The sequence below is a fragment of the Sulfuriflexus mobilis genome (assembly GCF_003967195.1).
In the GTDB taxonomy this organism is placed as follows: Bacteria; Pseudomonadota; Gammaproteobacteria; order AKS1; family AKS1; genus Sulfuriflexus; species Sulfuriflexus mobilis.
The window spans coordinates 1,227,481-1,253,016 of sequence record NZ_AP018725.1; the positions used below are offsets into that span (position 1 = coordinate 1,227,481).

27 protein-coding genes are annotated in these 25,536 nt (G+C 52.0%); 19 read left to right on the plus strand and 8 right to left on the minus strand.

The window, feature by feature from the left end:
* Positions 1-21 precede the first annotated feature (21 nt).
* Positions 22-1,656 carry an NAD(P)/FAD-dependent oxidoreductase gene (locus EL386_RS06200; RefSeq protein ID WP_126454472.1) on the plus strand — a complete coding sequence of 545 codons (1,635 nt, stop codon included), beginning with the start codon at positions 22-24 and terminating at the stop codon, positions 1,654-1,656.
* A gap of 42 nt (positions 1,657-1,698) precedes the next feature.
* Positions 1,699-1,959 carry a DUF5062 family protein gene (locus tag EL386_RS06205; protein ID WP_126454474.1) on the plus strand — a complete coding sequence of 87 codons (261 nt, stop codon included), beginning with the start codon at positions 1,699-1,701 and terminating at the stop codon, positions 1,957-1,959.
* A 53-nt stretch (positions 1,960-2,012) separates the two neighbouring features.
* Here EL386_RS06205 and EL386_RS06210 read toward each other — a convergent pair whose 3' ends face one another.
* The gene (locus EL386_RS06210; protein ID WP_172597640.1) at positions 2,013-2,549 is read right to left on the minus strand and encodes an MOSC domain-containing protein; all 537 of its coding nucleotides are present in this window, start codon (positions 2,547-2,549) and stop codon (positions 2,013-2,015) included.
* A gap of 234 nt (positions 2,550-2,783) precedes the next feature.
* On the opposite strand from EL386_RS06210, the gene EL386_RS06215 reads away from it, so the two are divergent.
* The 9 genes from EL386_RS06215 (at position 2,784) to EL386_RS06255 (ending at position 9,802) form a co-directional block, all read left to right on the plus strand.
* Positions 2,784-3,893: an S-(hydroxymethyl)glutathione dehydrogenase/class III alcohol dehydrogenase gene (locus EL386_RS06215; RefSeq protein ID WP_126454479.1), complete on the plus strand. Its 1,110-nt coding sequence runs from the start codon at positions 2,784-2,786 to the stop codon at positions 3,891-3,893.
* A 19-nt stretch (positions 3,894-3,912) separates the two neighbouring features.
* Entirely contained in the window at positions 3,913-4,767 is an 855-nt protein-coding gene (gene fghA, locus EL386_RS06220; protein ID WP_126457247.1) for an S-formylglutathione hydrolase, read from the plus strand.
* The gene (locus tag EL386_RS06225) at positions 4,764-5,132 is read left to right on the plus strand and encodes a YajD family HNH nuclease (RefSeq protein WP_126454481.1); all 369 of its coding nucleotides are present in this window, start codon (positions 4,764-4,766) and stop codon (positions 5,130-5,132) included. Before fghA ends, EL386_RS06225 begins: the two co-directional genes overlap by 4 nt.
* Before the next feature lie 22 nt (positions 5,133-5,154).
* Positions 5,155-5,382: a VF530 family protein gene (locus EL386_RS06230; protein ID WP_126454483.1), complete on the plus strand. Its 228-nt coding sequence runs from the start codon at positions 5,155-5,157 to the stop codon at positions 5,380-5,382.
* Between the two features lie 7 nt (positions 5,383-5,389).
* Positions 5,390-6,067: a spermidine synthase gene (locus EL386_RS06235; protein ID WP_126454485.1), complete on the plus strand. Its 678-nt coding sequence runs from the start codon at positions 5,390-5,392 to the stop codon at positions 6,065-6,067.
* A gap of 16 nt (positions 6,068-6,083) precedes the next feature.
* Positions 6,084-7,025: a D-hexose-6-phosphate mutarotase gene (locus EL386_RS06240; protein ID WP_197722162.1), complete on the plus strand. Its 942-nt coding sequence runs from the start codon at positions 6,084-6,086 to the stop codon at positions 7,023-7,025.
* A gap of 39 nt (positions 7,026-7,064) precedes the next feature.
* A complete protein-coding gene (locus tag EL386_RS06245; RefSeq protein ID WP_126454487.1) occupies positions 7,065-8,114 on the plus strand; it encodes an MBL fold metallo-hydrolase in 1,050 nt (349 codons plus the stop codon).
* A 385-nt stretch (positions 8,115-8,499) separates the two neighbouring features.
* Positions 8,500-9,351 carry an alpha/beta fold hydrolase gene (locus EL386_RS06250; RefSeq protein WP_126454489.1) on the plus strand — a complete coding sequence of 284 codons (852 nt, stop codon included), beginning with the start codon at positions 8,500-8,502 and terminating at the stop codon, positions 9,349-9,351.
* A 121-nt stretch (positions 9,352-9,472) separates the two neighbouring features.
* Positions 9,473-9,802, plus strand: a complete 330-nt coding sequence (locus EL386_RS06255; RefSeq protein ID WP_126454491.1) for a hypothetical protein — start codon at positions 9,473-9,475, stop codon at positions 9,800-9,802.
* Positions 9,803-9,845: 43 nt separating this feature from the next.
* On the opposite strand, the gene EL386_RS06260 is transcribed toward EL386_RS06255, so the two are convergent.
* Positions 9,846-10,586: a hypothetical protein gene (locus EL386_RS06260; protein ID WP_126454493.1), complete on the minus strand. Its 741-nt coding sequence runs from the start codon at positions 10,584-10,586 to the stop codon at positions 9,846-9,848.
* Between the two features lie 228 nt (positions 10,587-10,814).
* On the opposite strand from EL386_RS06260, the gene EL386_RS06265 reads away from it, so the two are divergent.
* Complete coding sequence (locus tag EL386_RS06265; protein WP_126454495.1) at positions 10,815-11,726, plus strand: MBL fold metallo-hydrolase; 912 nt, start codon at positions 10,815-10,817, stop codon at positions 11,724-11,726.
* 50 nt (positions 11,727-11,776) lie between these two features.
* Here the strand turns inward: EL386_RS06265 and EL386_RS06270 are convergent, their stop codons facing one another.
* The 4 genes from EL386_RS06270 to EL386_RS06285 form a co-directional block, all read right to left on the minus strand.
* Positions 11,777-12,682 (minus strand): cation diffusion facilitator family transporter, encoded by a 906-nt coding sequence (locus EL386_RS06270; RefSeq protein ID WP_126454497.1) that lies wholly within the window; start codon positions 12,680-12,682, stop codon positions 11,777-11,779.
* A gap of 166 nt (positions 12,683-12,848) precedes the next feature.
* Complete coding sequence (locus EL386_RS06275; RefSeq protein WP_197722164.1) at positions 12,849-13,253, minus strand: hypothetical protein; 405 nt, start codon at positions 13,251-13,253, stop codon at positions 12,849-12,851.
* A gap of 20 nt (positions 13,254-13,273) precedes the next feature.
* The gene (locus EL386_RS06280; protein ID WP_126454499.1) at positions 13,274-14,329 is read right to left on the minus strand and encodes a metallophosphoesterase family protein; all 1,056 of its coding nucleotides are present in this window, start codon (positions 14,327-14,329) and stop codon (positions 13,274-13,276) included.
* Between the two features lie 15 nt (positions 14,330-14,344).
* The gene (locus EL386_RS06285) at positions 14,345-15,445 is read right to left on the minus strand and encodes a cytochrome-c peroxidase (protein WP_126454501.1); all 1,101 of its coding nucleotides are present in this window, start codon (positions 15,443-15,445) and stop codon (positions 14,345-14,347) included.
* A 351-nt stretch (positions 15,446-15,796) separates the two neighbouring features.
* Here EL386_RS06285 and EL386_RS06290 point away from each other — a divergent pair, with 351 nt between their 5' ends.
* Both EL386_RS06290 and EL386_RS06295 read left to right on the plus strand, forming a co-directional pair.
* A complete protein-coding gene (locus EL386_RS06290; RefSeq protein ID WP_126454503.1) occupies positions 15,797-17,881 on the plus strand; it encodes a thioredoxin domain-containing protein in 2,085 nt (694 codons plus the stop codon).
* A 144-nt stretch (positions 17,882-18,025) separates the two neighbouring features.
* Positions 18,026-18,499 carry a DsrE family protein gene (locus EL386_RS06295; RefSeq protein ID WP_172597641.1) on the plus strand — a complete coding sequence of 158 codons (474 nt, stop codon included), beginning with the start codon at positions 18,026-18,028 and terminating at the stop codon, positions 18,497-18,499.
* Between the two features lie 58 nt (positions 18,500-18,557).
* On the opposite strand, the gene EL386_RS06300 is transcribed toward EL386_RS06295, so the two are convergent.
* Both EL386_RS06300 and EL386_RS06305 read right to left on the minus strand, forming a co-directional pair.
* Positions 18,558-19,265, minus strand: coding sequence for a DUF3581 domain-containing protein (locus EL386_RS06300; protein WP_126454505.1), 708 nt, complete (start codon positions 19,263-19,265; stop codon positions 18,558-18,560).
* 98 nt (positions 19,266-19,363) lie between these two features.
* On the minus strand, positions 19,364-20,020 hold the full coding sequence (locus EL386_RS06305; protein ID WP_126454507.1) for a TVP38/TMEM64 family protein: 657 nt from the start codon (positions 20,018-20,020) through the stop codon (positions 19,364-19,366).
* 207 nt (positions 20,021-20,227) lie between these two features.
* On the opposite strand from EL386_RS06305, the gene EL386_RS06310 reads away from it, so the two are divergent.
* The 5 genes from EL386_RS06310 (at position 20,228) to zwf (ending at position 25,535) form a co-directional block, all read left to right on the plus strand.
* Positions 20,228-20,770: an RNA polymerase sigma factor gene (locus EL386_RS06310; RefSeq protein WP_172597642.1), complete on the plus strand. Its 543-nt coding sequence runs from the start codon at positions 20,228-20,230 to the stop codon at positions 20,768-20,770.
* A complete protein-coding gene (locus tag EL386_RS06315; protein ID WP_126454511.1) occupies positions 20,767-21,513 on the plus strand; it encodes a hypothetical protein in 747 nt (248 codons plus the stop codon). The genes EL386_RS06310 and EL386_RS06315 overlap by 4 nt, the downstream gene beginning before the upstream one ends.
* A gap of 114 nt (positions 21,514-21,627) precedes the next feature.
* Positions 21,628-22,785, plus strand: coding sequence for a hypothetical protein (locus EL386_RS06320; RefSeq protein ID WP_126454513.1), 1,158 nt, complete (start codon positions 21,628-21,630; stop codon positions 22,783-22,785).
* Positions 22,786-23,104: 319 nt separating this feature from the next.
* Positions 23,105-24,019 (plus strand): phosphogluconate dehydrogenase (NAD(+)-dependent, decarboxylating), encoded by a 915-nt coding sequence (gene gnd / locus EL386_RS06325; protein WP_126454515.1) that lies wholly within the window; start codon positions 23,105-23,107, stop codon positions 24,017-24,019.
* Positions 24,020-24,035: 16 nt separating this feature from the next.
* On the plus strand, positions 24,036-25,535 hold the full coding sequence (zwf, locus tag EL386_RS06330; RefSeq protein ID WP_126454517.1) for a glucose-6-phosphate dehydrogenase: 1,500 nt from the start codon (positions 24,036-24,038) through the stop codon (positions 25,533-25,535).
* The last annotated feature ends 1 nt before the right edge of the window (position 25,536 follow it).

Below are 25,536 nucleotides of genomic sequence, written 5' to 3' on the forward strand. Positions count from 1 at the left end.
TCTCCAACCAAGCTATTTGACATGTTACGACTCACTGACATTAAATTACCCTTGCGGCACAGCGATGCGGACCTGTCGACGGCCATTGTTAACAAGCTGGCGATTCAGGCGGGGGACTTACTCGGCTTTACGGTCTTTAAACGCAGTTATGATGCCCGCAAAAAATCCAATATCCTGCTGGTTTATCAGCTGGACGTGGTGCTGACTGATACCGCCGAAAAAGATGTTTTGGAAAGATTTTCCCTGCAAGCCTTTGTTAAGCCTAGTCCCGATACCTCTTATCACTTTGTTGCCAGGGCATCGGCCGATTTCCCAACAGGTGATCAGCAGCGGCCCATCATCATAGGTTTTGGCCCGGCTGGCATATTGGCGGCACTAGTGCTGGCACAGATGGGCCTGATGCCGATTGTGCTGGAACGCGGGAAAGACGTCAGACAACGCACTAAAGATACCTGGGGTCTTTGGCGAGAGGGAAAATTGAACACCGAGTCGAACGTACAGTTTGGTGAAGGTGGTGCCGGTACCTTCTCAGATGGCAAGTTGTATAGTCAGGTGAAGGACAAACGTCATCTGGGCCGTAAGGTGTTAACCGAGTTTGTGAAGGCCGGTGCACCGGAAGAGATATTAACAGTCAGCAAACCGCACATCGGCACGTTTAAACTGGTGAAGATGGTAGAGAACATGCGCGCCGAGATCATCCGTCTGGGCGGAGAGATCCGTTTTGCGCACAAGGTTGAAAGCATTCAGCGTGAAGAGACGGGTGATGGCCAGGGGCAAATCACCGGCCTGACCTTGAGTACGGGCGAAAGCCTGCCTTGTCGTCATATAATCCTGGCTATCGGTCACAGCGCCCGCGATACCTTTCAGATGTTGCTCGATCAAGGTGTTTATATTGAGGCCAAGCCATTTTCGATTGGTTTTCGCATAGAACACCCGCAATCAGTGATCGACCAGGCTCGTTTTGGTGAGCAGGCCGGAAACCCGATTTTAGGTGCGGCGGATTATAAACTGGTGCATCACTGTGCCAATGGCCGTAGTGTTTATAGTTTTTGTATGTGCCCGGGTGGCACCGTCGTCGCCGCGACCTCGGAAACGGGGCGTGTGGTTACCAATGGTATGTCGCAATATTCGCGTCATGAACGCAATGCCAACGCGGCGATTGTGGTTGGCATTGAACCGCAGAAGGACTACCCTGGACATGTGTTCGCCGGTATTGATCTGCAACGTAAACTGGAGACATTGGCCTATGAATTAGGCGGCAGCAATTACAAGGCCCCGGCGCAGTTGGTGGGGGATTTCTTGCAGGGTAAACCTTCCACAAAATTGGCCAGTGTGATCCCTTCATATCAGCCAGGGGTTACCTTGGGGGATTTATCCAAAGCATTACCGCCGTTTGCCGTTGCCGCGATCCGCGAGGCCATCCCCGCCTTTGATAAAAAAATAAAGGGCTTTGCGATGGCGGATGCGATTTTGACCGGGGTTGAGACCCGGACATCGTCACCCATTTGCCTTAAACGCGGCAAAGATTTCCAAAGCATCAACACCCGTGGTTTATACCCAGCCGGTGAGGGTGCCGGTTATGCGGGTGGCATCTTGTCGGCGGCTATTGATGGTATTAAGGTCGCCGAGGCCCTGGCCGTGGATATTTTAAACTAAGCAATCTCAATAGTAAGTTCGATACAAGGAAATTTTTCACTGATGAAAAAACTCAAGCACGAAGCTGAACTGGTGAAGGAGGCGATTCGCGCCGGAGTAAAGTACGGTGAGGGGCGCGGGGTAGTGGAGTTCGAGCCGACAGACTCGGCGACGGTCAAGATCGAATATATTTACCGCTTGCTGGTCCATGACAAACTGATCCAGCCCCTGCCGCAGGATCAGGTTTCGCAGCAATCTATGCGTCATCGCCTGGCGATCTGGGCGTCGAAGCAATTGCCGAAGGGCCACCCCTTGTTAAAGTAGGGCGGGATGAAGGCAATGCTGCCCGATATAAAAAAACGTAAGGGGGACAAATATCAGCTGCCAGGAGACTCTATTTTATCGTCAGTGTTGAGTATTTCTATCGCATCACCAAGCGTCAATGTGCCGCTGCTTACGACGCGAATACATACGCCGCTATTTCTGGCCAGGGCTCGGCACAGGCCTTTGCCTTCGACTTTTTCTATATAGCCACAGGGTGGGCGGGGCTTATGGTAACTGAATATGGCCGTGCCGATACGGAAGGTCTTGCCCTGCAGTTGTTTGGTTTTAATCCCGTCAATGACCAGGTTGCGACGATGACCGCCGTTGTCCAGCTTGGCCTGTAAGCTGGCCTGTTGGCCTTTTTTGGCTTTGTTTATATCGGATTCTGTGATCAGGCTAACCTGACAGGCATCGATGGATTTCCAGAACCCCCTTGCTTCACAGTAGCGATCACCTTGCAGCCCGGTGTCGCGTATAGCCTGTATGGTCTTGACGGCTTGCATGGGCTTGCCGGCCGATGCGGTGATAAAGATCGCTTTCAGACGGAGCGGTTCACGACGGCGTAGTGCTAAAAATGGCCATTTAAACATTATATTGGTGTGTTCGTCATATGAGGGCTGTTTTGTACTGTGCTTATTCTGGCTGTTTCCCGTGCAGCGAATACAGTATAGGAAAAACATGCAGGTGGCGTATAGTATTCATTTTAAATACAATCCTGATGTAATGAACGACGTTAATTATTGCTCAAAGGTTGAGCCGGAGTGGTAATTAAGGACGAATCTATGCATTACTGATTCGGCTATAAATACCAAGAGAGAAATGATATGAAAGCAAGAGCCGCTGTTGCCTGGGCGTCTAAAAAGCCCCTTGAAATTGAAGAAGTTGACGTCATGGGCCCAAAACGAGGTGAGGTCTTATTGAAAGTTGTCGCCTCAGGTGTTTGTCACACCGATGCTTTTACGCTTTCTGGTAATGACCCGGAAGGCGTTTTTCCCTCTATCCTCGGTCATGAAGGTGGCTGTAAAGTTGTCGAGCTTGGTGCTGGTGTCAAGGACCTGAAGGTAGGCGATCATGTCATTCCCTTATATATTCCTGAATGTGGCGAATGCGAATACTGTAAATCGACTAAAACCAACCTGTGTCAATCAATCGCCTCGACTGTCTGGACGGGTTATATGCCAGATGGCACCAGACGTTTTTCTAAAAATGGTAAAGATATTTTCCATTATATGGGCTGCTCGACTTTTTCTGAATATACTGTTGTTCCGGAAATTGCCCTGGCAAAAATCAATAAAGCGGCACCTCTCGACAAAGTCTGCCTACTAGGCTGCGGGGTCACTACAGGTATTGGTGCGGTACTTAATACAGCTAAGGTCGAGCCGGGCTCAAGCATTGCGGTATTTGGCCTCGGTGGTATCGGCTTGTCCTGTGTTCAGGGTGCCGTCATGGCGGGTGCTGAGCGTATTATTGGGATTGATATTAACCCTGATAAGTTCGAGTTTGCCCGGCAATTGGGTGCAACGGATTTTGTTAATCCAAATGATATTGAGGGTTCATTTGTTGAATACATGCAAGACACCTACAACGGGGGGCCGGATTATTCATTTGAGTGTATTGGCAACACACATGTTATGCGTGATGCCCTGGAATGCACGCACATGGGCTGGGGTGTTTCTACTGTAATTGGCGTGGCGGGCGCAGGTCAAACCATTGAAACCCGGCCGTTTAACCTGGTAGTTGGTCGTACCTGGAAAGGCACTGCTTTTGGTGGAGTCAAGGGCAGAACCGAGTTGCCGGGTTATGTTGATCGCTATATGGCTGGAGAAATTGAAATCGACAGTCTGGTTACACACACTATGCCTCTCGAAGATATCAACAGGGCCTTTGACCTGATGCATAGCGGCGAGAGCATACGCTCCGTCATTATGTTTTAAGGGTGAGATGTCGATGACAATGCAGCGCATTGAAAGTGTCAAGGAGTTTGGTGGTTACCTGAACCGATATATACACGAGTCTGAGGTATGCCATTGTGAAATGACTTTTTCGGTATATTTACCGCCGCAGGCAGAAACTGACAATGTACCTGCCTTATACTGGCTATCAGGCCTGACCTGTACCGATGAGAATGCGCGTATCAAGGCGGGTGCTCAACGCTATGCTGCTGAACAGGGTATCGCTTTGATTTTCCCTGATACCAGTCCACGGGGTGACGAGGTTGCCGATGATGAACAGCGTTATGATCTCGGTAAAGGTGCAGGCTTCTATGTGAATGCTACGCAGGCCCCATGGGCAAGGCATTACCACATGTACGATTATGTAACAAAAGAGTTGCCTGCTTTGCTGGAGCTGAATTTGCCGCTCATCCCTAATGTTAAATCGATCTCCGGTCACTCTATGGGAGGGCATGGGGCATTGATCTGTGCACTTAAAAATCCGGCAAGCTATAAATCTGTTTCAGCCTTCTCACCAATTTGTAATCCTGTTAACGGTGCTTGGGGAAAGGGTTGCTTTACTGCATATTTAGGTGATGATACAAATACCTGGAAGGCCTATGATGCTACTGTTTTGGTGGAAATGGGTGCGCGGGTTTCGGATATCCTGATTGATCAGGGTACGGCCGATGAGTTTTATCATGAAAAGCAACTGCTTCCGGAAAACTTTCAAGCAGTATGTGAAAAGGCAGGGCAGGCGGTAACAATACGTATGCAGGATGGTTATGATCATAGTTACCATTTTATTGCTACCTTTATTGGTGAGCATATTGCTTATCATGCAAAGGCATTGGCAGTGTGGAGGTTAGTAGGGTGAAACCGGATAACGACAGGTTGAATCAGGTAGTGGCTGATGCACGCCGTGCCCGCGAACTGCGTGAACAAGATTACCGTGGGCAGGCGTTGAAGATGTATCCGCATATTTGTGGTCGCTGTGCCCGCGAGTTTAATCGCCAGAATCTACATGAGTTGACCGTGCATCACCGTGATCATAATCACGACAATAATCCGGCCGATGGCAGTAACTGGGAATTGCTGTGTATGTATTGCCATGACAACGAACACCAACGGCAACTGGAGGCGCAACAGGGTAATACCTCTACAGGTGGCGCTAAGGCTACTACTGCCACGCATAACCCGTTTGCCGATCTCAAGTCGATGCTGGAAGACAAAGATAAATGAATTTTACATGCCAGGTATCAATATGAGCGGCTCCCAAACTAATAATCCGTTACATGGCGTGACCCTGGAGACGGTCCTTACGCAGCTGGTGGAACGCTATGGTTGGGAGGATCTGGGGCGGACCATTAGCATTAAATGTTTTACGCATGAGCCGAGCATCAAATCCAGCCTGAAGTTCCTGCGCAAGACCCCCTGGGCCAGGGAGAAGGTGGAGGCCTTGTATTTACAAAGCCTGGCATCATCAGAGTGAAGCGTTTATGACCCCCTGGGTTTTGCTCGATAGTGCACAAGTGCCCGGCAACGGTGGGGAGTTGCGTCTCTATCAGCGGGGCTATGAGTTTTCGATCAAGATCGTCGGCCGTGGCGAACTCATGAATAGTCGCATGCACGGTTCCGAAGATGCGTTGGCTGAACAAACCTGTGCCAGGTTAAAGTGTGGCTTAAAGCCGCGATTGCTCATCGGCGGCCTGGGTATGGGCTTTACCCTGGCGGCGGCGCTTCGACACCTTGGTGACCAGGCACAGGTAGAGGTGGCTGAATTGGTGCCGGCCGTGGTGGAATGGAACAAGGGCCCGCTGGGTGAGTGCGCCGGTCAGCCGCTTCAGGACCCCCGGGTGAGCGTGCACGAGGGGGATGTCGCCCGTATTCTGGATAACGAGCAGGATACTTACGATGCTATATTGCTGGACGTGGACAACGGTCCGGAAGGACTCACACGCAAGGGTAACGATTGGCTCTATAGCATGAACGGTTTGAACGCGGCTTACACGGCGCTGCGTCCCCAGGGTGTGTTGGCGGTGTGGTCGGCCGGACCGGCTGAGGATTTCATACAACGCCTGCGGAAGGTGGGTTTTGAGGTGGATGAGGTGCGTGTCCGTGCACACGGAGAGAAGGGGGCGCGGCACGTCATCTGGTTTGCCAGGCGTGGGCGCTAGTTAGTTTTTTAATTCAATGTCATCAACAACAATTATGTATACACCCAGCGTAGAGCAGTTAAACCAGACTTTTGCATTCCAAAATGGGAGTAACAGCCTTTGTTTCAAAACCGGCAAAGGTGATATCCCGGTTATTGAGATTCAAAATGAACTGGCGAGTGCCACCATCAGCCTGCAAGGCGCGCATCTGCTTAGCTGGGTGCCTGCCGGTGAAGAGGAGGTGATCTGGCTATCAGACGATGCCACCTTTGCAGCGGCGAAGTCAGTACGTGGCGGGGTCCCCATTTGCTGGCCCTGGTTCGGCGCACATAAAAATAACGCAGCCTATCCTGCACATGGTTTTGCCCGGACCGTGTTGTGGCAAGTCACTGATGCGCAGCCATTATCAACAGGTGGAACACAGATCACATTCAAACTCGACACCAATCAGCTTAATGAAGATATTAAATGTATGTGGCCACAGCCAACCGTTGCCGAATACACCTTGACGGTTGCTAAAACCTTAAGCCTGCAACTCACAACCTTCAACCATAGCGATCAATCGATTACTATCGGACAGGCACTGCATACCTACTTTAATATTGGTGACATTACCAGGACCACACTATATGGCCTGGAGGGCAGGGAGTATCTGGATAAAACAGAGGCTTTTAAACGTAAAACACAAGTCGACCCGGTTAGCATTAATACAGAAATAGACCGTATATATCTGCAAACAGCGGATGACGTCATCATTGATAACACTAAAAGAAAAATAATCATCAAAAAACAAGGGAGCCAGTCTACGGTTGTCTGGAACCCCTGGAAAGACGCTGCAGAAAAAATGGGCGATTTGGGCAAATCTGGATATCTCAACATGCTCTGTGTTGAGTCGGCAAATGCCGCTGAAGATACAGTCACCATCAGGGCGGGTGAACGTCATACATTACTCGTGACTTATGCGGTTGAAGGTATTTGATCTTTAATGAAAAGGAAACCACACCAGGGAGATGTCTACATGAAAAAATTACTAAATGGTCTGTTAATCTTATTACCACTTGGCGTGTTGTTGGCCTGCGAACCGGCGGCCGTGCCCGAGGTTAATACGGCTGAGAATTCTACCGCGCCCTCGCAGGCATCGCAGCAGGACCAGGCGACACCGGCTTTGAGCAGTGAAAGCTTATATGACGACGACAAGGCGCCAGGCTCGATGCTCTATGATTTACCCCGACAGGTAATTGATGGTGTCTGGTCGGCGATTGGTGCCGTCGCACCAACTACCTACGCTAATTCCGGACATAATAATAACCTGTCATTTGTAGTGACTGCCGAGGGTGTGCTCGTCGTCAATGCAGGCTCAAGCTATTTGCTGGCCAAGGCTATGCATGACGAGATCAAAAAGCGCACGGATCAGCCGGTGAGATATGTGGTGCTGGAAAATGGCCAGGCCCATGCGATGCTGGGGACAAGCTACTGGCAGGAACAGGGCGCTATCGTAATTGCACATGAAGACGCCGCGCATGAGATTCAGGAAAATGCCTTTTCCATTCTTGATCGGGTAAAACGGAGTATTAAGGACAAGGCCGAAGGCACCGTAGTGAGCATGCCCGACGAGACCTTCAAGGATGAGAAGTTGATCGAAATGGGCGGCGTACGTTTTGAGTTGCGGCGCCTCGGACCGGCCCATAGCCCCGGAGATATCCTTGTCTGGCTACCGGACAAGCAGCTCGTGATCTCTGGTGATATGGCCTTTCACCAGCGCATGCTGCCACTATTCGAACACACGGATACGGCCGGCTGGCTGGGGAGCTGGGAAAAATTCGCCGCCCTGGAGGCAAAATATGTCATCCCGGGGCATGGTGAGCCGACCAATATGACGGAGGTTACCCGCTACACCAAAGATTACCTCGTTCACCTGCGTAGCAAAGTGGCTGAACTGATCGAAAACGGCGGCACCTTGCAGGATGCCTATAAAATTGATCAGTCCGCCTATATGCATTTACCTACTGCCGAACTCCTGGCCCAGCGTAATGCCGCGCAGGTATTCCGGGCGATGGAGTTTGAATAAATAAAATAACAAAAGAGCCGGGACAGGATACTTACACTCAATCGCTGTGAGAATATTCATATTATTGAGAGAGGCTTGACAAGTATCTGAAGCGGAGTAAACTTCGGGCCATGTTTACTTATACCTGCAAGCGCGTACCTGCCGTCATTCTGCGTCGAGCCATTTGGCTCATGCAGTCAGACCTGTGCGCCGAGGGAATGTAAACCTAGTTTATTTACAGTTAATCGATACCTCAAAGGCCACAGGACATAATACGTCCTGTGGCCTTTGTCGTTATGGGGGAAGTCAATTTTGCGGCCTGTTTGACATAGGCAGCAGATCGGGACCGCCTCGGCGGTTAAAGTGGAAGCCCGGCCTGGCCGGCAGAAGAAAAAAGGGAAAAATCATGAATATGCGGAAATGCCTGACACATTTTGTACCCATTATCTTTGCACTGGGTTTACTCGCAAGCTGTGAGCCTATAATGGAAAAACTGGCTACTGTCAGCTCGGCTGATGGTACGCCGATTCACTATGAAGTTGCCGGGAGTGGCAATACGACTATTGTCTTTGTGCATTGCTGGACCTGTAATCGTAGTTTCTGGGATGAACAGTTCGACCATTTTGCAAAGCACTATCAGGTGGTGAGACTGGATCTTGCCGGCCATGGTGATTCCGGCAAGGGGCGCAAGGACTACAATATGGCGAGCTTTGCAGATGACGTGGTAGCCGTTGCCAACGACCTGAAATTACAGCGTATCGTCCTGGTTGGCCATTCGATGGGGGGTCCGGTCATTGTCGAGGCGGCGAAACAGCTTGGCGACCGTGTCATGGGTGTCGTCGGTGTTGATACCTTCTATACCCCGTTTCCGTACCCGAAGGACGAGGCCGCTATCAACGCCTTTGTAAAGCCTTATGAAGAGGACTTCGTTAATGCGAGTGGTGGGCTGGTGCAGAGTATGTTCCCGCCGGGCACTGAACCGGCACTTGTCGAACGCGTGGTTAATATCATCAGTCGTGCCGACAAGGGTATGGCGGTACAGGCCATGCGTGATATCTTTATCTGGAACGCCCGTGAGCGTCCTGCAGTGCTTGATGCCCTTGGACCGAAACTGCGCAACATCAATGCCGCAGGTGACGGTACCCGTCTGCATGACAGTGTGGTACTGATACCGGGTGTGGGTCACTTCGTTCACATGGAAAACCCTCAGGCCTTCAATATGGCATTGCAGGCGATTTTGATAGAATTCGGGGCCTGATGGTAACGTACTGATGCACGTATACAGGCAGGCCCGCCATGCGGACCTGCCTGTAGCTGCTTGTGAAAAACCAGGCCAGCGAGCAGGGCTTTTGGAAAAGGTCTTAACGGGAGCTGTTTTTATGAAGGTGTTAAAAACGAGTATGATGACGGTTATGCTGTTGTTGTCGGCCTGTGATGGCCCGCAAACTACGGTTGCCCGTATAGAACCTGAGCAAAAACCAGCACTAACGGCCCCCGCATTTATTGCCTGCGAAGAACCGCGCCCTGAGATCTGTACGCAGGAGTATGCGCCGGTATGTGCGAGCCGTGATACGGGCATACGTTGTGTAAAGGCGCCATGCCCCGCCAGCGAATGGAAAACCTCCAGCAGTGCCTGTACCGCATGCAGCGATCCGAAGGTGCATGGTTATTATCCGGGAAGTTGCATGGAACAGTCACCACAAAAATAGTTTGTTGCTGTCTTAAAGACAAGGGGGCAGTGCCCCCTTTTTTCTAGCGTACACGGTATGGACGTCGTTCAGGTTTTTCATGCTTGTGTTTGCTGCGGGCACGCTCTTCTTTTTCAGCATGGGCCGACTGACTGCTGTAGGTCGGTCGGCGTGGCCGTTGTTTATCCTGGCCACGCCTATTATCGACACGTTCATGACGGCGTGATTCACCAGCCTCGTTACGGCTGTAGTGTCTTTTTCCCTGACGATTCGGCTGGTTTTTATCGCGGTATCCATGATGTGGTTGTTGGTAACGACCCTGGCTTGCCTCATTTCGCGATTCATGACGGGGATAAGATTTTTCCCGTTGCGAACTGTTTCGAGTATGTGGCTCTTGATGACGATTATTGTCACGACGTCTTTCATTATTCTTGCGATTATATTCGTTACCCTGATGACTGTAGTGACGTTTGTTTGTATGGCCTTCCTTCCATGGGCGATTGTGCCGGGATGACAGGTTATGGCGCCGATGCGGGTTCAGGTGAATATATGCGGGGAGTGTCTTAACCGCCAGCCAACCATGACGCTGGTGGTGATAGTGATATATGTGGCGATGCCTGTCGTAATAAACATGCTGCTCAGGGTAATAATAATACTCAAACGCTACGCTTACACTGGGCTCGTAGTGCCTTTGACCGGCATGTGCCGAGCAACCGCTTAAAACGATAAAACTCAGGCTAAGCGCGGCCGCTAGCAGCAAACCACGTAGACCTCCGGTTTCATATTGGGCAGTTTTGGTGTTCATTGTCAGACCCCTTGTTTATGCTGTGAGGCTCATTTGAACCCGGTATCGCTGAACGGGGACTGAACCAGGCTGGTTATGCCGAAAAATTCCTAAGAAACTGATAAAGCGGTGAATATCACCGCATAAAACCGCCCCGGTAGGCTACGAGGTCAGCTATTATCAGAAGAAATTCCCATCTGACCGCTATTTTTTATATGATGGATCCTGTCTCCATCCAAGAGTCTATCAATGCTAAGTAAATATTTATTCATAGCCTTTCTCATGCTGCTCTGCAGCGCGCCCCTGCAGGCTAAAACCGCTTGTGGCGAAGCGGGTGTGTGGCTGCAGGTACTGGGATCGGGAGGGCCTGAGCTGGATGACGGACGTGCTTCCAGTGGCTATGTGGTCTGGCACAATGGCAAGACACGACTCCTTATAGATATGGGGGCAGGCAGTTTGTTTCGCTTTGAGCAAAGCGGGGCGTCACTGAATGACCTGGATGTGATCCTGCTCAGTCATATGCATGTGGATCACAGTAATGACTTGCCGGCGCTGATCAAGGCCTCATATTTTACAGACCGCAACCGTGACCTGCCGGTGTATGGTCCCACCGGTAATCGCCTGATGCCATCGGTAACGACCTTTGTGCAGGATTTATTCGGGGCCAAGGGGGCCTTTCGGTATTTGAGTGATTATCTCGACGGCAGGGAGAGTTATCGCCTGTTGCCGCACGATATCGAGGCGTCTGGTAAGGCCGAACAAGTAGTGATGCGGGATGCATCTTATCGTCTCACCGCGGTGCCGGTACACCATGGGCCGATACCGGCACTGGCCTGGCGGGTGGAGATCGGTGGGCACAGCCTGGTATTCAGTGGCGATATGAGTAACCAGAATAAGGTGCTGGCGGGCCTGGCGAAACAGGCTGACTTATTAGTTGCCCATCATGCGATCCCCGAGCGGGCCGGTGGCATTGCGCGTAGCTTGCATATGCCGCCATCGGTGATAGGCCAGATTGCCGCCGAGGCCGGGGTTAAACAACTGGTGTTATCACATCGCATGAATCGTACCCTTGGCCAGGAACAGGCCTCGGCGGCACAGATCCGTCATGCCTATACGGGGCCACTGCAGTTTGCGAATGACTTGCAGTGTTTCAGGCCTTAAATAAAGAGGGTATGGATATCGCCTGCTGACGGAGGCAGTGAACATCATTGCTATCTAATAGGTCTCACCTGACAATTATGCTGCTCACAATGCGCCTCTTCAAACTCGAGTGTTGAGTGGTCAATAGAAAATCGCTGTAATAACTCGTCTTTTATAGTGCTCTTTATGGTTGTTATCTGGCTAAAATCATCGATGACAACATGTGCCTCGAGGGCATTGGTATGCTCATCCAGCTGCCAGATATGCACATGGTGTACATTGGATACGCCGCTGGTATTTTCCATAACATTGATAACCTCCTCGATGGCGATGTCTTGCGGTGTGCCTTGCATCAGGATATGGACAGTTTCCGGAAACAATATTGCGGCCTGATAGAGTACGTAGCCGGCGATGAGCAGGGTCAGTAGCGTATCACTCCAATACCATTCATAAAGCAGGATCAGACTTCCGGCAATAATGACACCGACCGAGGCCAGGGCATCTGAGACGTTATGCAAAAAGGCCGCACGGATATTCATGCTGTGTTTCGACATACTATAGGTCAACACTGCTGTGGCAACGTCAACCAGCAGGGCAATTGCGGCAATGATAATTACGGTCCAGCCCTCGATAATTTGCGGTTCATAGAGTCGCCATAGCGCCTCAAAGATCAGATATAGACCTATTAGTATCAGCGTGACCAGATTGATCAATGTGGCGATCACTTCGGCGCGTTTGTAACCAAAGGTTCTGAAGTGATCGGCAGGTTGCCTGCCAATCTTCCGCGCCACCCAGGCAATCAGCAGCGAGACAGCATCACTGAAGTTATGCAGGGCATCGGCGATCAAGGACAGGCTGCCGGAGACAAGTCCGCCGACCACCTGTGCCAGTGTCAGTAGCATATTTGCGGCAATGGCCAGGCCTAGCCGCCTGTCACCGACAGAATCGTCTATGCCGTGATGGTGAGTAGAGCTCATTTATGATCCTTCGTGTGAGAACCGGCTGCGTCTAGTAGCATTTCATAAGATGTCGGCGTAATAATAGCATCTTCAGCTGGCATGCATGTGTACGGGTTCCCCAAAATGTGGGCAATAAAAAACCGGGTACCCATCACGGTACCCGGTTTATTCTCGTCATTAAACCTTAATGTTTTCCTGGTGCCAGCTTGACATTGCGTCGTTCGAAGGTGATATAGGCCTGCAGCGCGATCATATCAGGGGAATCGGGCGACAGGTCCTTGCCTTCCAACGGGTTACGTATGCACCAGTTGACCATTTCCCACATTACGGCGACCCGGCCCAGTTGCTTCTGTAGCTTGGGATAGGTCTCCGGGTGGGTATTGGCGCCATTGGGATGGCACTGCGCACAAACTACGCCGTTACTACCGAGGTTGGGGTCGGTAAATAACTTACGGCCCTGTATTACTGCAGTTTGAAAATCCTGTTCCCAGTTTTTCAGGTCCTGATCAGTAAATTCATCGGCAAACGCTGATGTTGCATATACAAGAAACATAGTAGCCGCGATGGCAACATGATGTATTGATTTCATTCGTTTATCCTCCCTGATCATTAATAGTGCTTCTGCGGTGGAATGCGATCGGACTGATACTTGGTGTCCTCGGGTTGTTTATGCTTTTTGTTGTATGCCACGGTGCGGGGGCTATTTTCCGGCAACTGGAAATGCATGCTGGTATTGCCGCTCCAGACATCGATAAATTGCCAGCCGGTGGCATCCCGCTCGAAGAAGGGGTCGGCGCGGTTCATCTCCACTGTTAGTTTTGGCAACTGACTGGGTGCCTGACTGTAAGTAGAGGGGTACGGCCAGGGCCAGGCCGTAGCCATCACCGAATGGAAGCTGATGTTACCGATCTGGTTGTACTGGATCTGGTGCACGTGACCGTAGAACACATTCACCTTCTTGAAAGGCTTCAGAATGGCCTGGATCTGCTCGGCATCATCGGTCCAGAAGTTCCAGCCCTTGTAGATCTTTTGCAAGGGTGAATGCGAGAGTACCACCAGGGGGGTATCCTTACTGACCTTGGCGAGATCATTTTTAAGCCAGGCACGTTGTGCAGCACCGACCATGAAGGGTGAACCAAGAGGATTGTCGAGTCCGGCCATCACACCCATGCGTTCCTCGCCACTCGACCACTTGTTGGTCCATTTTTCATCGACGATGATGCTGTTTAGTACTACGAAGTGCACGCCCTTGTGGTCAAAGCTGTACCACTGCGGCCCGAGTTGTGATTCCCAATACTGACCCAGGTCCAGGTAGTAATCATGTTCACCCATAACGTAGTGGACTTTGTGTTTGCAGGCCGACATGATCTCCAGCCCATGGTCGATTTCCGGCTTGCTGCCAAGCTGTGCCAGGTCACCCCCATAGATCACAAAGTCAGGTTTTGGGTCCATCAGGTTGCACTCGGCCACGGCACGGACCAGGCCACGGTCAAAATTGCGGACAAATTTGTTACCCTTGATTTGCTGGATATGGGAATCAGAGATATAGGCAAAAGTGAAATTTTCGTGTTTGCTTTTACCAAAGGCGACTTCCACCAGACTAATGGGAAGTACACTACCTGCCAGGAGTGCACCGGCACTTTTTAGAAAATTACGACGTTCCATAATGTGTACCTCCGTTTACTTGTATTCAGGACTGGTGAGCGCTTCCATGAAGGCAACCAGATCGTCCATTTGCTCATCACTCAGGTCCAGAGGACGGATCCCGCCACTCTGGAAATCAAAGGTGGGATCACTTTCCTTTACACGCCCGCCATTGTTATAGAACTTGACTACGTCAAGCAGTGATTCAAGACTGCCGTCATGCATATAGGGAGCGGTTTTGGCCACATTACGCAGGGTTGGTGTCTTGAAACTTCCTACGTCGCGTGATTGTATCGAGACAGCATAACGTCCCAGCTCAGAGGTGTTTTTGTTGGTTAGCACGGCCACATCGACCTCGGCGGCATTCCTTTTCGCCTTGGCAAAGGCGCTGGTCAGTTCGCCTACATCCTTGTTTATGCGCTCAAAGCCAACGCCAAGATTATGGAAACGGCTGTCGGTAAAGAGGGCATAGGATTGTGAAACGGTATGACAGGAGATGCAGCGGCCTTGCTCCCGGAAGACCTTAAAGCCACGTACTGCGGCCTCGTCCATGGCGTGTTTGTCGCCGCCATATTGATACTGGTCAAAGGGCGAATTACCGGAGATGATAGTGCGCTCAAAGCTGGCAATGGCTTGTTGCACATGTTGCATCTTGATTTGCTTGCCGTGCTTGTTAAATGCCTGTTTGAAGAGTTTTGTGTATTCTGCATCACTGCGGACGATCTTTAAAATGGGTTCATGGTTGGGCAGCCCCATTTCAACCGGGTTGATAAACGGACCCGCCGACTGGCCCTCCAGGTCAGGCTCGCGCCCATCCCAGAACATGGAGTGCATATAGGCCGCATTGACTACGGTCGGGGCATTACGCGTGCCCATCAGTTTATTAATCCCCTCCGATACCTTTAATGGGCTATCGGTAAAGGTTTTTTTCTTGTCGTGACAGGTGGCACAGCTCACTTCGCCTGTGGCGCTGAAACGCGTGTCGTGAAATAACTTGTCGCCGAGTTGGATTTTTTCAGGGGTCAGGGGGTTATTTGCCGGCACGGGTACCTCGGGGAGTCCAAGTGGTGCGGCAACAGGGGCCAGGGTCGTAGTCGTTAGCAATACTCCGCCAAGGGCAGAAACGAAAGTTTTCATATTCACCTCCAGTTGTGGAAAGCAAATGACGGGAATCTTTCCCGTCTTCTGGTCACGGTGGATTGACCAGTCCAGACTGATTAACTGAGCATTAGAATCAGTCTAAGCGAAAAATAGTGTCAGGGCGTAACAAAGTCAATAGAAATATATCCGTATTTTTTAAGTTATTATTTGCCGCAGCACTACTTAAGGCAGGTGTGCAGGGGTACGTGATGGCAAACAGAGACGAGGCTTTATGGCAGGTGATAAATAAATTTTATTAATAACGTCTGCATCAATATAGACAGCAGGCTGAGATATGCGTCAGCAGGCTCCTGTATACTTGATGAAAACCATCAAGTACCAGGCCCTATGAAACCGCAGACACCATCAGCACCGAACGCACTCTGTCACGAAACCAGCCCCTACTTGCTCCAGCACGCCGATAACCCGGTGCACTGGTATCCCTGGGGTGAAGAGGCGATCGGACTCGCCCGCGCCGAGAACAAACCCATCCTGCTGTCGATCGGTTATTCGGCCTGTCACTGGTGCCATGTCATGGCCCACGAATCCTTTGAAGACCCGGCTACGGCCAAGGTCATGAATGAGCTGTTTATTAATATTAAAGTGGATCGTGAGGAGCGGCCTGATCTCGACAAGATCTATCAGACTGCCCACTACTTGCTCACACGGCGTAATGGCGGCTGGCCGTTAACACTGGTGTTAAACCCGCAGGATCACACCCCGTTTTTTGCCGGTACCTATTTCCCCCGCGAACCGCGGCATGGCCTGCCAGCCTTTACTTCGCTACTGCGTCAGGTAGAGGGGTTTTATCGTCAGCGCGGCGATGAATTAAAAAAACAGGATGATTCGCTGCGGGAGGTATTGGCACGTATGCACATCGCGCCAAGTGCCGAGTGCCCGGATGCCAGGCCGCTGGCGGATGCCCGGCAACAATTAGAAAAGGCCTTTGACCGGCGTTATGCCGGTTTTGGCCAGGCACCGAAATTTCCGCATCCAACCAATCTTGACCGTCTGTTGCGGCACTGGGCCGCCACCTCAGACGACGAGGAAGCGGATACGAACGCACTGGAGATGGTGCGCCTGACCTTGCACGCCATGGGATCCGGTGGCATGTTTGACCAACTTGGTGGAGGGTTTTGTCGTTATTCGGTGGATGACCAGTGGATGATCCCGCATTTTGAAAAAATGCTTTACGACAATGGTCCCCTGTTGACACTGTATGCCGAGGCCTATGCGGCCACGGGCGAAGCCGCGTTTGCAGATATTGCCACGGATACTGCTGACTGGGTCATGCGCGAGATGCAGTCGCCGAATGGTGGCTATTATTCGACCCTTGATGCCGACAGCGAAGGCGAGGAGGGCAAGTTTTATGTCTGGACGCCCACAGAGGTGAAGTCGCATCTCGATACAGAGGCCTATGCAGTGTTCAGTCGTCACTTTGGGCTGGATCGCAAACCCAACTTTGAAGGTGCATGGCATCTACACGTCTTCCGTGGCCTGCCAGAGATCGCAGAGGAACTCGGCATCACCGTGGATACCGCCGAGGCATGCATCAGTCGGGCGCGCGAAAGCCTGTTTGCGGTGCGTGAGCAACGTATCCACCCGGGTCGTGATGAGAAGATCCTCACCAGCTGGAATGGTCTCATGATTAAGGGTATGGCCACGGCCGGTCGCCTGCTTGATCGTCAAGACTGGATCGCGTCGGCACAGCGTGCCCTGGATTTTATCCGCGCACAGTTATGGCAAGATGGGCGCCTGCTGGCCACGCACAAAGACGGTAAATCACACCTGATGGCTTATCTCGATGATTATGTCTTCCTCATCGATGGCATTCTTGCCTTATTGCAGGCTCGCTGGCGTGACGGCGATCTGGCATTTGCCATTACCCTGGCCGAGACAACCCTGGCACACTTTGAAGATAAACGGGATGGTGGTTTTTACTTTACCGCCGATGATCACGAACAGTTACTGCAGCGGCCAAAGTCTTTTACGGATGAGGCCATCCCCTCCGGTAACGGTATTGCCGCACAGGTACTGAACCGGCTCGGCCACCTTCTCGGTGAGCCGCGTTACCTTGATGCCGTCGAGCGCACCCTGCAAGCCGCCTGGACGGGCATGACTGAAATGCCGCGTGCACACACGGCCCTGCTGACGGCCCTTGAGGAATGGCTGCAACCGCCACAAACCATTGTCTTGCGTGGTAGTGAGGCGAGCCTGCAGACATGGCTGACCCGTTGCCATGCCGGTTATGCCCCACACCGAGTGTGTCTGCCGATCCCGGCACAGGCAGACACATTGCCCGGCCTGCTGGCGCAACGTGTGTCGCAGGGTGACTGTGTTGCCTGGGTGTGCAGCAGACATACTTGCCAGCCACCTATTACCGATATCGAGGCCTTTCAGAACGTGCTCGATGAGACCACGGCAAGCCGATAACCCTAAGGCGGACCATTATCGTTCAGGGTTGGGAGTGAACCATTGGCAACTTTCATGTTGTCGATAGGACCATAAGGGATTCATACACAGTCCCTGTTTTTGATGCTATTCTACTTGTCAATCATGAACATGGAAGGAGTTATTATGCGTTGGATATTTAGTATCGTTTTGTCTGTCTTTGCCTGTGTACCCGCCTATGCTGCGGACAACGCCCCCTGGGGCAGTGGCAATGTCAATAACATTCAATATAAGCCGCAACGCGTGGTCTACGATGTGGCGGCGGGTAGTCTCGCACAATTTAGAAATGTGCTGGATCGCGTCAGTTACCTGAGCAAGGTATACAATGCAGACCCCTTTGCCGCCTCTATTGTTATAGTCCTGCATGGTGACGAAATTCCGTTTTTTGCCACAAAAAATTATCAAAAATATAAAGACCTCATGCAGCGTGCACAAAGCCTGAGTTTTGATGAAGTCATAAAATTTCGCATGTGTCGCATCGCCGCACAGGGACACGGTTATGAGCCAAAGGATATTCATGGTTTCGTCGAAATGGTGCCCATGGCCGATGCGGAAATCGTTCGCTTACAACAGGAAGAAGGCCACGTTTATATGCGTTAACGGCTGTTGCGCATTCTACTGCGATGAGGTGTCTTTCAGAACGCGGCAGTAGGCGCTGTCAGCACACATAGGCCTGTTTGCGCGCAGCGTAATCGTTTTCCAATTGCTCAATGGTTTGCTGTTCGAATTCGCGCAGGCCACTGAGAACCATATTCTTTTTCCCCTTACCGACCACCTGTCCTGCTGACTTGATACAGAACTCCAGGCACACACTGCCACGCTTGCCTTCAACATTAAGTGTCGACTGGCTCAGCTCCAGTTGCGGGTCGCTGATATCCAGGCGCTCCATGTCGATGGCCATGCTTTCATAGATCACCAGGGGGCGATCCGGGTTGATCATGACCTTGTGTTTGGCCATTAGTGGTACGAGTATGTGCGGGAAAGTCTGGCCGGAAAACTCGACATAGCGCTGGATCAGGTTCTGGACAAGCCCTGGGTCCTTCGAGGTCAGACCTTCATGTTCGATACGCAGGTAGTCCTTACCGTTGTTATCAGTGATTATGATTGGTTCGACGTCGGCTGCAGGAAAATGCAATTTTACCCCATCACCGACCATGCCCGAGAAGACAAAGCGCATATGTTGACTAAGGCCGTATTTATTCAGTACCAGGGCAAACAGCAGGTCGCCGGGCACGCAAAAACGCTTGGCGTCCTCGTCGTGAATGGGGTTAAAGTCACCGGCCACCCTTTTGGCAAAGTCGCTGGCCTGTTGACGAGAGATGCAGAGACTGCCCTGGTTCTCATCATAATAGTCGTCTAATAACATCGTTTATGCTCATGAGTTTTTAATAAGACAAATAGCTGCGGTATTTTAAACCATGACGGCTACAAATGCTGGAAAAATAGACGTGGAGACTGAATTGTTTATGTGCGATTTTTGTCCAGTCGGTATTTTATTATTAGGCCGGTAATGATGAATGCCGAGATCAGCAATGGTGGGCCGTAGGTTGAGAACTTTAGCAATTCAGTCAATGCATCGGCACTGGTAGCATTGTAGATCACCTTGGCATAGACATAGGACTTGGCGCCGATGCCGATGATGGTCGCAGGGATAAAATAGTGCCATTTTATACGCAGTATTCCCGAGCTGTAGTTGATCAGGGAATGTGGAAAGGCCGGCATAATACGCATGGCCAGCAGGGTGAAAAATTGATCCTGTTTTTCGAGCAGCCGATAGACACGTGAGCCCTGTACCCTGGCGGACCAATCCTCGGTGAGTTTGGCGGAAAACAGGTAAGCGGATAGTCCACCGAGTGTGGCACCGGCAGCGAGGATAAAGGTGGCCGTGAGTGGGGGATAGAGTGTGGCCGCGACCCAGAGGAACTGCGAGCCGGCCAGGGCAAAGGTAAACAGCAACACCTGCAGCAGGATGATGACTGCGATCAGCCACCATTGATCGGCGTAGTCGCGGCCGATACTGATAAGTTCCTGCGGGTTGAACAGGTCAAAGACCTGCAGGGTAATGCCGGCGGCGATGAGTACTATGAGTACAACTAATTTATTCCGGTGTTTGCGCAACATAGTATTAAGTGTAATGGATAAGGCGGGTTCTGGCACGAAAAACAGGTGTTTTTTCCGCGAGATTGCCGCGCTTTGTTCTCAATCCTGGTTAATGGCGTTGGGATGGGGCCATATTTCTTTCTGTGGGAGGGAATAAAAGCCGACTTTCTGCATCTAACTTATTCACGCCAGCGACAGGAACAATAAGTCACTGTGAAAACAGGGGGTTTGAGCAGAAAGGAGACGGAGGCGCGCGTTAGTGCGGTGATCCCGCGCCTGTACGTCATTTGTCGGGCCTGGGGCTGTGCGCCGGATGTTTGTGATGAGGTCGTGCAGGAGGCGGTCATTGCTGCGCTCGACAAGTACCAGCAATTGCGCGATCCGGATCTACTCGAAACCTGGCTGATCAGTATCCTCAACAACTGCCACCGTATGTACCTGCGCAAATATCGTCGCGAAACCTGTTATGAGGAGGATTCGCTGATCGATGAGCGGACACCGGATGCGAGCCTCGAACAGGAACGTATCGTCATCCAGGTGCGTATTGCCATGAGTCACCTCTCAGATGAACACCGTAAGGTCCTGACCCTCGTTGATATGGAAGGCTTGAGTTACCGTGATGTCGCCGATGCCCTGGGTATTCGTATCGGTACGGTCATGAGCCGCGTCAGTCGCGCACGTGAAAGTTTACGGCGCCAACTCAAACAGCTATTGAATCAGCAGGAACAGCCAAGCGGGCAGTCGGCGCCTACGTTGCGGAGTCTTAAATGAAACAGCCTTTATCGATATCCAAAGAATTATTAAATGCCTTTGTCGATGATGAACTTGATACCGAGGAGCGTCAGACTGTGCTCAATGCGCAGCTCAAGGACCCGCATCTCGTCGAGATGATTGCTGAGCTCAGGATGCTCAAGGATATGGTTAAGGCCGCACGTCCACAGAGTGAAATACTGGATATGCCGGTTAGGTTGCCGAAGAAACGTCGTCTCTTCAGCCGCTGGTTTGCTGCCGCATCGGTGTTAATGATGTTGTTTTCGTTAACAGCCAGCACGGCCTGGTATATGCGTGGTGAGGCGGTCATTGCCAGGGATGTATCACAACCTTATACCAATGTCACTTCATTACTGCAGACACAAGCAGCCGGAGAAGAGCTGAAGCTGGTGCTGCATATTACCCATGCCGGGCATGATGCCGCCTTGCTTATGTTTGCGGAACTGGAGGAACTTTTGGCGCACGCGCAGGCAGGTGAGAATCGTTTGCGTGTGCAGGTCGTTGCCAGCGGACAAGGCATTCGTTTATTGCAAGAGGGTGTGTCGCCGTACTCTGACAGGATTCATTTTATCAGCACACACTATGACACGGTTGAGTTTGTGGCCTGTCAGCGTTCGATGTTACGCCAGGCCAGGGTAGAAAACACAGAGATCAGTATTTTGCCGGAGGCGTTGATTACGCATTCGGGCCCGGAGTTGATCAAACGTCGGCAAAGACAGGGCTGGGCAACGATCGCGATTTAATTAACCTGGGACTATATATAAAAAGTTTGTCAGCGAGGGGTCGTGGTGTTCTCAAGGCAATAAACAGGTATCACTGATAACGATACCATTTAACCAAAGCAAGGAGGAGATACTATGCATAAGATAATTCAACAAAGTGGATGGTTGCTGGGGGCGTTGTTATTGGGGGTAACGGTGGTTTGCCCGGCCGATGATAAGCCCGACAATATTCTTGTCGATATTATTAACGCCCCGGTGGTGTCTAACGGTCTGGTGGCCGATGCGCCCACCGAGTTCAATGCGATACTGAATGCGAAGGGTGCGGATGACCCGGCCTTTGCCCTCGACCCGGCTCGTTTTGGCCACCAGATCCCAGCGGGGGGCCGTATGGAGATCCAGTTGACCGGGGCCTTTATTATCAACCCTGTCCTGGAGGTGGACCCATCCGGGTTTTTGACCAATGGCCACGTGATCCTGACCACCGGTCCGCAAAACCCGATTCATGGTAATGCCGGTGACAGTGTGCAACTGGGCAACTGGACGGCGACCCTGTCACCAAACGTGTCGTCAGGTGGCCATATCATAACGATTACCCCCGATGGTGGTAATGGAAAAAATGGCCTGGAAGGTGAGCGGGCGAAAAAGATCGGGGTGAAAATAGCCCATGTGCGGCCACGCGCCGGTATCGCGCCGTTCAGCAACGGCCCAGCCGGTAGTGTCGGCACGGTTGCTGTTCGTATCTATGATGCCGATGGCACATTGCGCGAAGCGGGCGTAGCGGATGTGATGTTCCGCAGCAAGGCAGATGTCGGCCCGCAAGTGGCGATCACCAATATTGGTGTGTCTACCGGAGGGGCGGGTGCGCCGCAGCCGACCATGGAGGTTAATGAAAATACCAATTTCCAGCGCGTTGCCCCGAATAGCGTGTTGCAGAATACCGCACGCCTGCCAGGAACCACTACCTTCTCGGAAAGTGCCCCGTATGCCCCGCGTTTTATCTTGTTTCAGGCCGCTGCGGCCGGTGAGCCCAACAATGTCCGTATTGTCGCCAATTATAGCGTCGACCCGGCACGGCCTTACCTGGCCACCCTGTCAGACGGGAGTGCTCAGATAGGCACCGTGAGCATCAATGGCCCGAGCGAGGCCAGTCGTGGTAGCCTGCTGGCCGACCCGGCTACAGGCAGTAATATTCTCAGTGTGCCGGTGCAGGTGGGTGCGGAGAAGGGTGTGTATCGCGTCACGGTCAGGTTGCTCGGCGGTAACGAGTCGGTGAATACGATAATAGTGAAATAATGAAAGTGAATAATTAAAGGCTAAATTGTCAGGTTTTGAATAGGTAATAAAAAACCCCGGCCAGCGTAGCCGGGGTTTTTTTATTGTGTAGCGCGCCGCGTCATGCCGTGCACAACAGGCTGGCATATCGGTTCAGAATGGTGCATCGTTAGGTGTAAGGCCTTTTCTGGCAGGTATCACTGCTTACTCGTTTTCATTGTCATACCTGTTAATGTCTAGGCCGCAGGGTGATGGTGGCCGCCGGTCGTGCTGGTATAAACCTTGCAGCGGTTATTTCATAGTGGCAAACCATGCCTGAATGGTGACGGGAGAGTGAGTAATGAAACTAGCGATGGTCGGTTTGGGCAAGATGGGTGCAAATATGGTGCGGCGACTTGTTCGCGATGGGCACGAGGTTATTGCCTATAACAAATCACCCGATACGGCGATAGAACTCGAAAATGAGTTGGAAAATGTGACGGCGGTAAGCAGCCTTGAGGAATTGATTAAAACGCTTACGCCTCCTCGAGTGATCTGGTTAATGATACCTCACCAGTTTGTCGACGACAGCATCGAGGCCTTGCTGGCGGCAGGGCTGGAGAAGGGTGACCTGCTCGTCGATGGAGGCAATTCCAATTTTAATCTGAGTAAACAGCGCGCCGAACGGCTGGCTATGTCAGGCATACACTTTGTCGATTCAGGCACGTCCGGCGGTGTCTGGGGGCTCGAAAACGGCTACAGCATCATGGTCGGGGGTACGGATGCAGCTATCGCCATGATCCGCCCGGCACTCGAGTCCCTGGCCCCGGCAAAAGACAAGGGCTGGGGCCATGTCGGGCCGAGTGGTGCCGGCCATTACGTGAAGATGGTCCATAACGGTATCGAGTACGGCATGATGCAGGCCTTTGCCGAGGGTTTTGAGCTTCTCGAGGCGAAAGAGGAGATGGGTCTGGACCTGCACCAGGTCTCGGAGATCTGGCAACACGGCAGTGTGGTGCGTTCATGGTTGCTTGACCTGATGGCGGATGCCTTCGCCTCTGATAGGGCACTGTCTTCGCTGAGCGACTACGTTGACGATTCCGGTGAGGGCCGCTGGACGGTACAGGACTCGATCGAACTCGGTGTCCCGACACCGGTCCTGACCCTGGCGCTGCAAATGCGTTTTCGCAGTCGCCAGTCGCCATCGTTTGCCGGCAAGGTGTTGAATGCAATGCGCGCCGGATTTGGCGGGCATGCAATCAAGCCGGCCGAGTAGGCCAAAGGGACGAAGCATGACAGGGGATATCTACAAACAGTGCATAGGCGAGCCGACCGAGCCGAGTAATATTGTCATCTTCGGTGCCGGCGGGGATCTGACCAAACGAAAACTGGTACCAGCACTGGTAAAGATGCTGCGTTGCGGCCTGTTACATAAAAAGAGCCGTATCATTGGTGTCCTCAAGGGACGCACGCAGGCGGATTGGCTGGATTCACTTTACCACGGTATGCACGAGTATGCGCCTGACATCGACATTGATGCACAACAATGGCAGACATTCAGTGCCCTGTGCAAGATGGTGCCTGGCGACCTGCAGGACGAGAGCACTTATGCCGAGCTGGCGACGGCACTGGAAACCATCGATGGTTGTACGCATGCGATGTTTTACTGTGCGGTGCCGCCGGAGTGGTACACGACGATCGCCATCGGCCTGAACAAGGTGGGACTTGGTGAAGAAAAAGACGGCTTTCGCCGCATGGTGATCGAAAAACCCTTTGGCATGGACCTGGAGAGTGCGAAAAAGCTTAACCGCGAATTGCAGGCCGTGCTGGATGAGTCACAGATCTATCGCATTGATCACTATCTGGGCAAGGAGAGTGTGCAAAACCTGCTGGTGTACCGCTTTGCCAACAGCATTCTCGAACCGTTGTGGAACCGTAACTTTATCGACCATATTCAAATCTCGGCGGCCGAGTCGATCGGCATTGAATACCGTGCCAATTACTACGAGAAGTCCGGCGCCTTGCGCGACATGATCCAAAGTCACCTGATGCAGGTGATGACACTGGTGGCCATGGAACCGCCTGTAGAATTTACTGCCGATGCCGTACGTGATGAAAAGATAAAAGTGTTGCGTGCGGTACGGGCCATCGAACCTGAAAATATTAAAAAGCAGACTGTCGCGGCGCAATACAGTAGCGGTACTATAGATGATGAACCCGTAGGCTCTTACGTGTCCGAAGAGGGGGTGTCGCCAGAGTCGGCCACCGAGACCTTTGCGGCGGTACGCTTTTATATTGATAACTGGCGCTGGCAGGGCGTGCCATTCGTGCTCTGGACCGGTAAGCGTCTGCCACGAAGGGTCTCGGAGATCGTGATCCGTTTCCGCAAGCCACCGTTCAACCTGTTTGATGCACAGGCCAGTTCGCCACTGGCCAATGCGCTGGTGTTTCGCCTCCACCCTGACGAGGGGATCGCCCTGCGCATGAATGCAAAACTGCCGGGACTGACCACGGAGATGCGGCGTAGCGTGATGCGCGCCCCCTATTCCGAAGAGGGTGGGGATGTCGCGGATGCCTACGAAGTCTTGTTGCACGATGTGCTTATCGGCGACGCGACACTGTTCTCACGCGCTGACGAGGTCGAGGAATCATGGTCGATTATCCAACCGATTCTTGAGGCCTGGAAAGACCGACTTGCGATCAACCGTTATCATGCCGGGACCTGGGAGGTAGAAGGTATGGAAGAATTGTTATCCGACTGCGTGCTCGGCTGGCATAAGCCGCCTTACTGAG

Coding starts and splice junctions, on each gene's coding strand:
- EL386_RS06200 (WP_126454472.1), top strand. CDS start 22: ATGTTACGACTCACTGACATTAAATTACCCTTGCGGCACAGCGATGCG.
- EL386_RS06205 (WP_126454474.1), top strand. CDS start 1,699: ATGAAAAAACTCAAGCACGAAGCTGAACTGGTGAAGGAGGCGATTCGC.
- EL386_RS06210 (WP_172597640.1), bottom strand. CDS start 2,549: ATGTTTAAATGGCCATTTTTAGCACTACGCCGTCGTGAACCGCTCCGT.
- EL386_RS06215 (WP_126454479.1), top strand. CDS start 2,784: ATGAAAGCAAGAGCCGCTGTTGCCTGGGCGTCTAAAAAGCCCCTTGAA.
- fghA (WP_126457247.1), top strand. CDS start 3,913: ATGCAGCGCATTGAAAGTGTCAAGGAGTTTGGTGGTTACCTGAACCGA.
- EL386_RS06230 (WP_126454483.1), top strand. CDS start 5,155: ATGAGCGGCTCCCAAACTAATAATCCGTTACATGGCGTGACCCTGGAG.
- EL386_RS06235 (WP_126454485.1), top strand. CDS start 5,390: ATGACCCCCTGGGTTTTGCTCGATAGTGCACAAGTGCCCGGCAACGGT.
- EL386_RS06240 (WP_197722162.1), top strand. CDS start 6,084: ATGTCATCAACAACAATTATGTATACACCCAGCGTAGAGCAGTTAAAC.
- EL386_RS06245 (WP_126454487.1), top strand. CDS start 7,065: ATGAAAAAATTACTAAATGGTCTGTTAATCTTATTACCACTTGGCGTG.
- EL386_RS06250 (WP_126454489.1), top strand. CDS start 8,500: ATGAATATGCGGAAATGCCTGACACATTTTGTACCCATTATCTTTGCA.
- EL386_RS06255 (WP_126454491.1), top strand. CDS start 9,473: ATGAAGGTGTTAAAAACGAGTATGATGACGGTTATGCTGTTGTTGTCG.
- EL386_RS06260 (WP_126454493.1), bottom strand. CDS start 10,586: ATGAACACCAAAACTGCCCAATATGAAACCGGAGGTCTACGTGGTTTG.
- EL386_RS06265 (WP_126454495.1), top strand. CDS start 10,815: ATGCTAAGTAAATATTTATTCATAGCCTTTCTCATGCTGCTCTGCAGC.
- EL386_RS06270 (WP_126454497.1), bottom strand. CDS start 12,682: ATGAGCTCTACTCACCATCACGGCATAGACGATTCTGTCGGTGACAGG.
- EL386_RS06275 (WP_197722164.1), bottom strand. CDS start 13,253: ATGAAATCAATACATCATGTTGCCATCGCGGCTACTATGTTTCTTGTA.
- EL386_RS06280 (WP_126454499.1), bottom strand. CDS start 14,329: ATGGAACGTCGTAATTTTCTAAAAAGTGCCGGTGCACTCCTGGCAGGT.
- EL386_RS06285 (WP_126454501.1), bottom strand. CDS start 15,445: ATGAAAACTTTCGTTTCTGCCCTTGGCGGAGTATTGCTAACGACTACG.
- EL386_RS06290 (WP_126454503.1), top strand. CDS start 15,797: ATGAAACCGCAGACACCATCAGCACCGAACGCACTCTGTCACGAAACC.
- EL386_RS06295 (WP_172597641.1), top strand. CDS start 18,026: ATGCGTTGGATATTTAGTATCGTTTTGTCTGTCTTTGCCTGTGTACCC.
- EL386_RS06300 (WP_126454505.1), bottom strand. CDS start 19,265: ATGTTATTAGACGACTATTATGATGAGAACCAGGGCAGTCTCTGCATC.
- EL386_RS06305 (WP_126454507.1), bottom strand. CDS start 20,020: ATGTTGCGCAAACACCGGAATAAATTAGTTGTACTCATAGTACTCATC.
- EL386_RS06315 (WP_126454511.1), top strand. CDS start 20,767: ATGAAACAGCCTTTATCGATATCCAAAGAATTATTAAATGCCTTTGTC.
- EL386_RS06320 (WP_126454513.1), top strand. CDS start 21,628: ATGCATAAGATAATTCAACAAAGTGGATGGTTGCTGGGGGCGTTGTTA.
- gnd (WP_126454515.1), top strand. CDS start 23,105: ATGAAACTAGCGATGGTCGGTTTGGGCAAGATGGGTGCAAATATGGTG.
- zwf (WP_126454517.1), top strand. CDS start 24,036: ATGACAGGGGATATCTACAAACAGTGCATAGGCGAGCCGACCGAGCCG.